This is a genomic window from Streptomyces sp. NBRC 110611 (assembly GCF_001590865.1).
Classification (GTDB): Bacteria; Actinomycetota; Actinomycetes; order Streptomycetales; family Streptomycetaceae; genus Streptomyces.
On sequence record NZ_BBUY01000002.1, the window covers coordinates 650,392 to 657,013 of the forward strand.

The 6,622-nt window shown below is 72.1% G+C and carries 6 protein-coding genes; 2 read left to right on the top strand and 4 right to left on the bottom strand.

Annotated elements, in window-relative coordinates:
- Positions 1 to 8: 8 nt before the first annotated feature.
- The 4 genes from AZE13_RS07395 to AZE13_RS07415 form a co-directional block, all read right to left on the bottom strand.
- The gene (locus tag AZE13_RS07395; RefSeq protein WP_066928157.1) at positions 9 to 755 is read right to left on the bottom strand and encodes a helical backbone metal receptor; all 747 of its coding nucleotides are present in this window, start codon (positions 753 to 755) and stop codon (positions 9 to 11) included.
- A 54-nt stretch (positions 756 to 809) separates the two neighbouring features.
- Positions 810 to 1,247, bottom strand: a complete 438-nt coding sequence (locus AZE13_RS07400) for a hypothetical protein (protein WP_066928159.1) — start codon at positions 1,245 to 1,247, stop codon at positions 810 to 812.
- Positions 1,248 to 1,529: 282 nt separating this feature from the next.
- The gene (locus AZE13_RS07410; protein WP_066928164.1) at positions 1,530 to 3,338 is read right to left on the bottom strand and encodes an ABC transporter permease/substrate binding protein; all 1,809 of its coding nucleotides are present in this window, start codon (positions 3,336 to 3,338) and stop codon (positions 1,530 to 1,532) included.
- On the bottom strand, positions 3,331 to 4,470 hold the full coding sequence (locus AZE13_RS07415) for a glycine betaine/L-proline ABC transporter ATP-binding protein (protein ID WP_066928167.1): 1,140 nt from the start codon (positions 4,468 to 4,470) through the stop codon (positions 3,331 to 3,333). The genes AZE13_RS07410 and AZE13_RS07415 overlap by 8 nt, the downstream gene beginning before the upstream one ends.
- A gap of 227 nt (positions 4,471 to 4,697) precedes the next feature.
- Here AZE13_RS07415 and AZE13_RS07420 point away from each other — a divergent pair, with 227 nt between their 5' ends.
- Both AZE13_RS07420 and AZE13_RS07425 read left to right on the top strand, forming a co-directional pair.
- Complete coding sequence (locus tag AZE13_RS07420) at positions 4,698 to 5,612, top strand: 5'-3' exonuclease (RefSeq protein WP_066928169.1); 915 nt, start codon at positions 4,698 to 4,700, stop codon at positions 5,610 to 5,612.
- A gap of 99 nt (positions 5,613 to 5,711) precedes the next feature.
- Entirely contained in the window at positions 5,712 to 6,560 is an 849-nt protein-coding gene (locus tag AZE13_RS07425; RefSeq protein WP_066928171.1) for a siderophore-interacting protein, read from the top strand.
- Positions 6,561 to 6,622: the final 62 nt, after the last annotated feature.

The following is a 6,622-nucleotide window of genomic DNA, read 5'->3' on the forward strand; positions in this document are numbered from 1 at the left end:
CCGGCGGTTCAGGGACGGAGGGCCGCGGCGAGCGCTGCCGCCAGGACGTCGGGGGCCTCCGCCAACGACGGTCCGTACCAGGTCAGATGGCGGCCGCTGACCAGCGCGGCGGGCAGGCCGGGGAAGGCCTCGGGCCCGTCGTCGGCGGTGAACCGGTACGGCTCGTCGGGGAGTACGACGAGTTCGGCGGGGGCGGCGTTGAGCTCGGCGAGCGCGATCTTCGGATAGCGCTCGGCACGGTCCGCGTAGACATTGCGTACGCCGAGGCGGGCGAGGACGTCCCCGGCGAAGGTGTCCCGGCCGAGCACCATCCACGGCCGCCGCCAGACCGGTACCACCGCGGCCCTTCCCGCACGAGGGCGCACCGGCAGACCGCGCCAGGCGGCCTCGGCGGCGTCCAGCCATGCCGGACGGGGCAGTCCGCAGCCGTCGACCAGGACGCGCCGCAGCTCGCCGAACGCCTGGTCCAGCGTCCGTACCTCGGTCACCAGCACCTCGAGCCCGGCGGCCCGCAGAGACTCGAGGTCCGGCGGCCGGTTCTCCTCCTCGTTGGCGAGGACGAGGTCGGGCGCCAGGGCGGCGATCGCGGCGGTGTCGGGATTCTTGGTGCCGCCGATACGGGCGGCGGCCAGCCCGGGCGGGTGGCTGCACCAGTCGGTGACGCCGACCAGCAGCTCGGGGGCGGAGGCCGCCACCGCCTCGGTGAGGGAGGGGACCAGGGACACCACACGCCGGACAGGCCGCTGACGGGTCATCCGTCCACGGTACGCCCCGTGGCGCCACCGCACTCGCGGCTCAGTACCGCGCGCTCAGTACCGCGCGCCGGCCCCACGCCTGCGCAGCAGATACGCCGCGCTGCCGGCCAGCAGGAACAGCGCCAGACCACCGGCTGCCTGCACCATGTTCACCCCCTCCACCCGTCCGCGGTGCACCGTCACGGTCTCGGTGAACTTCGCCCCGCCCGGCGCGCATTCGATGGTGACCCGGTAGCGGCCCGGCGCCGCCCGCTCCACGATCCAGGCATCGGCGGCCATCCCCCGCGGGCCCGGCCGCAGCGCCACCGAGCCGAAGAGCGCCGAGTCCGCCCGCGCGCCACGGGCCGCCGCGCACTGCCGGCCGTCACTGATGCGCACCCGCTGCCCGGCCGCCATCGGATCCGGCTCCACCCGGGCCGCGGCGACGGGCGTGCCGAGCGCCAGCGCGGAGGCGCTGATCAGGGCGACGGCGGCGGCGCGTGCGGACTTCACGCCCTCCAGCGAATCATCCGCCGCCCCGCTCCGCGACGAGGCCGCGCCCGGTCAGGTGACGCGGCCGGGGAACCGGGGCCGGGAGCCGGACGAACGGGCCGGGCGAAGGGCCGGGGGACGAGGCGAAGGAGCCGGCGGACAGCGGCGAGCCCCCGTCCGACAGCTGCCGGACGGGGGCTCGCACACCCGCGGGTGTGATCACGGGGGAGGGCTCCGGGGTGGCGGTGCACCGCGCCCCATGGACGTCCGCGTCACCGGCGCCCCCGGGGCCTGCCCGCCGGGTCAGGCCCCGCTGCCCTCCTTCTCCTTCTGCTGCACCGGCGCGATCCTGTCGACCAGGCCCGGGCGCTGCTTGAGCCAGGAGCGCACACCGTCCTGCTCATGGCCCTCGCCCGCCTTGTGCAGCTCGTTCTCCAGGCTGGTGAGCTGCTTCTCGTCCAGCTTGAAGTTCTTCATCCAGCCCGCGATCTCGGGCTCGTCCTTCGCGAAGCCCTGGCGGCCCAGCAGGTGCAGGCCGTCACCGGAGCCGAAGGCGCCCTTGGGGTCCTTCAGCTTGGTCAGGTCGTACTTGTCGTAGGCCCAGTGCGGGGACCACAGGGTGACCGCGATGGGCTTCTGGGCACGGTAGGCGCGGTCCAGCTCGGCGAGCATGGAGGAGGTGGAGGCCTCCACCAGCTGGTACTCGCCGTCCAGGCCGTACTCCTTGGCCACCTTCTCCTTGTAGATCTTCATCTCGCCGGCGCCCGGCTCGATGCCGTAGATCTTGCCGCCGAAGGCGGAGCCCTTGCCCTTGAGGTCCGCCAGGGACGCGACGTCCTTGACGTAGGAGGGGACCGCGATCTCCAGCGAGGTCTTGTCGTACCAGGTGCCCAGGTCCTCAAGCTTGTCCCGGTACTTCTGCCAGTACTGCTCGTGGGTGGTGGGCAGCCAGGCGTTGGTCTGTACGTCGATGTCGCCGCGGGCCTGGCCGGTGAAGAGCGCACCCGCCTCCAGGGGCCTGGCGGTCGGCCGGTAGCCGCGCTGCTCCAGGATCTCCTTCCACAGGTATGTGGTGGCCTTGCCCTCGTCCCAGTTGACGTAGCCGAGGCTGATGGCGCGGCCGTTGCCGCCGCCCTTGGAGTCGCTCGCGCCGAAGACGTTCAGGCCGCCGGCGACCAGCGCGAGCACCACGACGCCGGTCATCGCCACGGAGGTGGCCGGGCGCCAGCGCAGGAACTTCACACCGCCCAGCGCCGCCTGCGCCTTGGCCAGCGCGCGCCGGCCCAGCGGTGAGATCCGCTGGTTCAGGGCGCCGGTCATCCGGTCCAGGTACATGGCCAGGATGACGACCGCGAGGCCCGCCTCGAAGCCGAGGGCGACGTTGACGGAGCTGATCGCGTTGTAGACGGACTGGCCCAGCCCGCCGCCGCCGACCATGCCGGCGATGACGACCATGGACAGCGCGAGCATGATGACCTGGTTGATGCCCGCCATGATCGTGGGCAGCGCCAGCGGCAGCTGGACGCGGAAGAGGGTGCGGCGCGGGTGCGTACCGAACGCCTCGGCCGCCTCGACCAGTTCGCCGTCCACCTGCCGGATGCCCAGCTCGGTCATGCGGACCGCGGGCGGCATGGAGAAGACGATGGTGGCGACCATGCCGGGCACCACCCCGACGCCGAAGAAGAGGATGCCGGGGATGAGGTAGACCATCGCGGGCATCGTCTGCATCAGGTCCAGGACCGGGCGCAGCACCGAGCTGACGACGCGGCTGCGCGCGGCCCAGATGCCCAGCGGCACCGCGACCACGACCGTGATCAGGCAGGCGACCAGCACCAGGGACAGCGACTGCATGGTCGTGTCCCACTGCTGGATGGAGTCGATCAGGGCGAAGCCGACGAAGGTGAGCAGGGCGGCGGGCAGGCCGCGCAGCCACCAGGCGAGCACCGCGAGGATACCGGCCAGCAGCAGCGGTTCCGGCGCGTTCAGGACGGCCAGGATGCCGTCGTAGACCCCGGTCAGGACGGTGGTGAGGGCGTCGAAGAACCATGCGAGGTTGTCCCGCAGCCAGTCGACGGCGGAGTTGGCCCATGAGCCGAGCGGGATCCTAGGCACCGGCGATCACCTTGCCCTCGGCCTCGGCGGCGGACCCGGCCCGGGCGGCGGGCACCTCGGTCTCCTTGGCGGGCTCGCCGAGCACGGCCAGCAGCCGGGCGCGCGGCACGGCACCGATCAGCTTGCCGTCCTCGTCGGTCACGGCGACCGCGACATCGCTGGTGGAGCAGGGAGTGAACAGCTCGATGACCGGAGTGTCGGCGGTGACGGCGGCGGGCGCGGCGGCCAGCAGATCGGCCTCGGTGCGTATCTCCCGCCCGTCGCCGCCCGTACCGCCCAGCGCGTCCTGGACGTCCGACATGATCGCGCCTGCGGTCAGCACCCGGGCGCGGTCGACGTCCTGGGTGAAGGAGGCGACATAGTCGTTGGCGGGGGTGACCAGGATGTCCTCGGCGGTGCCGGTCTGGACCACCCGGCCGTCGCGCATGACGGCGATCCGGTCGCCGAGCCGCATCGCCTCGTTCAGGTCGTGGGTGATGAAGACGATGGTCTTCTTCAGGGTCTTCTGCAGCTCCAGCAGCTGGTCCTGCATATCGCGCCGGATCAGCGGGTCCAGGGCGCTGAAGGACTCGTCCATCAGCAGCAGGTCGGCGTCGGTGGCCAGCGCCCGGGCCAGGCCCACGCGCTGCTGCATACCGCCGGACAGCTCGTCGGGCCAGGACTTCTCCCAGCCCTTCAGGCCCGCCAGCTCCAGCGCCTCGGCGGCGCGCGCCTCGCGCTCGGCGCGCGGTACGCCCCGCACCTCCAGGCCGTAGGCGGCGTTCTCCAGCACACTGCGGTGCGGGAAGAGCGCGAAGTGCTGGAAGACCATGGAGATCTTCTCGGAACGGACCGCGCGCAGCTCCTTGTCGCTGAGCGAGGTGAGGTCCTGGCCGTCGAAGCGTACGGTGCCCGCGGTGGGCTCCAGCAGCCCGTTGAGCATGCGCAGCAGCGTCGACTTACCGGATCCGGACAGACCCATGACGACGAAGATCTGGCCCTCGTCCACCTCGATCGAGGCGTCGATCACAGCGGCGGTGGTGCCTTCGGCCCGCAGTTCGTCCCGGCCGGCACCGGCCTGGAGCCTGCCGACCGCGTCCTCGGGTCTTCTGCCGAACACCTTGTACAGGTGCTCGGCTTGCAGCCTGGACACATAAACCTCTCTGGTCGCACGTAAAACGACCTGCCACCCCCGCAGGCAGGTCGTGGAGCGCGACGGGTTCCGCCCGTCCTTCACCGGTGAAAGGTTGAAACTCCTCCGGGTCCACTCCGCGTGCGCGCCTGCCCCGCCATAAACGGCTCAAACGCGACAGTGCGGCAGATCACATCGGCGTGACGTAAGGGGCATACGGCATCATGCGGGATGTGACTCGACGCCTGATGCTCCTCGACACCGCCTCCCTGTACTTCCGCGCCTATTTCGGGGTGCCGGATTCGGTCAGGGCCCCGGACGGCACCCCGGTGAACGCGGTACGCGGCCTGCTGGACTTCATCGCCCGGCTCGTCCAGGACCACTACCCCGACGACCTGGTCGCCTGCATGGACGCCGACTGGCGCCCCCAGTGGCGGGTCGACCTGATCCCCACCTACAAGGCGCACCGGGTGGCCGAGGAGGCCCCGGCCGAATCCGCGGAACCCGACGTGGAGGAGATCCCCGACACCCTCTCCCCGCAGGTCCCGATCATCGAGGACGTCCTGGACGCGCTCGGCATCGCCCGTATCGGCGCGGCCGGCTACGAGGCGGACGACATCATCGGCACCCTGACCGCACGGGCCGACGGCCCGGTCGACATCGTCACCGGCGACCGGGACCTCTTCCAGCTGGTCGACGACCGGCGCGGGATCCGCGTCCTGTACCCGCTCAAGGGCGTCGGCACGCTGCAGCTCACCGACGAGGCACTGCTGCGCGAGAAGTACGGCGTGGACGGCCCCGGCTACGCCGACCTGGCGCTGCTGCGCGGCGACCCCAGCGACGGCCTGCCGGGCGTGCCGGGGATCGGCGAGAAGACCGCCGCCAAGCTGCTGGCCGCGCACGGCGATCTGGCGGGCATCATGGCCGCGGCCGAGGACCCGGCCTCCAAGATCACCCCCGCGCAGCGCACCCGCCTGCTGACGGCACGCCCGTATGTCGAGGTCGCGCCGAAGGTCGTCAAGGTGGCCACCGACGCCCCCGTCCCGGACACCGACCACACGCTCCCCGCCGATCCGGCCGACCCCGAGCGCCTGGAGGCCCTGGCGGCCCAGTGGGGACTCGGCGGCGCCCTGCAGCGCCTGCTGGCCGCACTCCGCCGGTAGACCGCGAGGGCCGGCAACCTGCCCGAAACCGGTGATCCACCAGGACCGACGACCTGTTAGGTTAGGTATACCTAACAAATCTCGTGTCAGGGAGTCGCCGTGGCAACAGCAGAGCGTCCGACCCGTAAGAAGCCCACACTGCACCGCGCCCGGGTGCAGCGCACCGAGCAGCTCACCCCGCACATGGTCCGCGTGGTGCTCGGCGGTGACGGGCTGGCGGAGTTCACGGCCGGCGAGTACACCGACCACTACGTCAAGCTGGTCTTCCCCCTGCCCGGAGTGCGCTACCCGGAGCCGTTCGACATCGCGCAGATCCGCGCCGAACTCCCGCGCAACCGGTGGCCCAGGACCCGCACGTACACCGTGCGCACCTGGGACGCCGGAACCCGCGAACTGGCCGTGGACTTCGTGGTGCACGGCGACGAGGGCCTGGCCGGCCCCTGGGCGGCCGCCGCCCGGCCCGGCGACGAGATCTACCTCCTCGGCCCCGGCGGCGCCTACGCCCCCGACCCCGCGGCGGACTGGCATCTGCTGGCCGGCGACGAAAGCGCCCTCCCGGCCATCGCCGCCTCCCTCGCCCGGATACCGGCCGGCGTCCCCGTCCACGCCTTCATCGAGGTGGCGGGCCCCGAGGAACGCCAGGAGCTCGACGTGCCGGCCGGCGCCGAGATCACCTGGCTCCGCCGCGGCAGCGCCCCCGTCGGCCGCGAACTGGTCGCCGCCGTACGGGCGTTGACCTTCCCGCCCGGCCAGGTCCAGGCGTTCGTGCACGGCGAGGCCGGCTTCGTCAAAGAACTCCGCCACCTGCTGCGCGTCGAACGCCACGTCCCCCGCGAGGCCCTCTCCATCTCGGGCTACTGGCGCAGCGGCCACAACGAGGACGGCTGGCAGGCGTCGAAGAGGGCTTGGAACCAGGAGGTGGAGGCGGAACAAGAGGCTGCGGCCTAACCTCCCACGTTGTCGTCTGCGGCGCCGTACCTTCCGCCGCGCCGTTGCCGTTACCGCTGCGC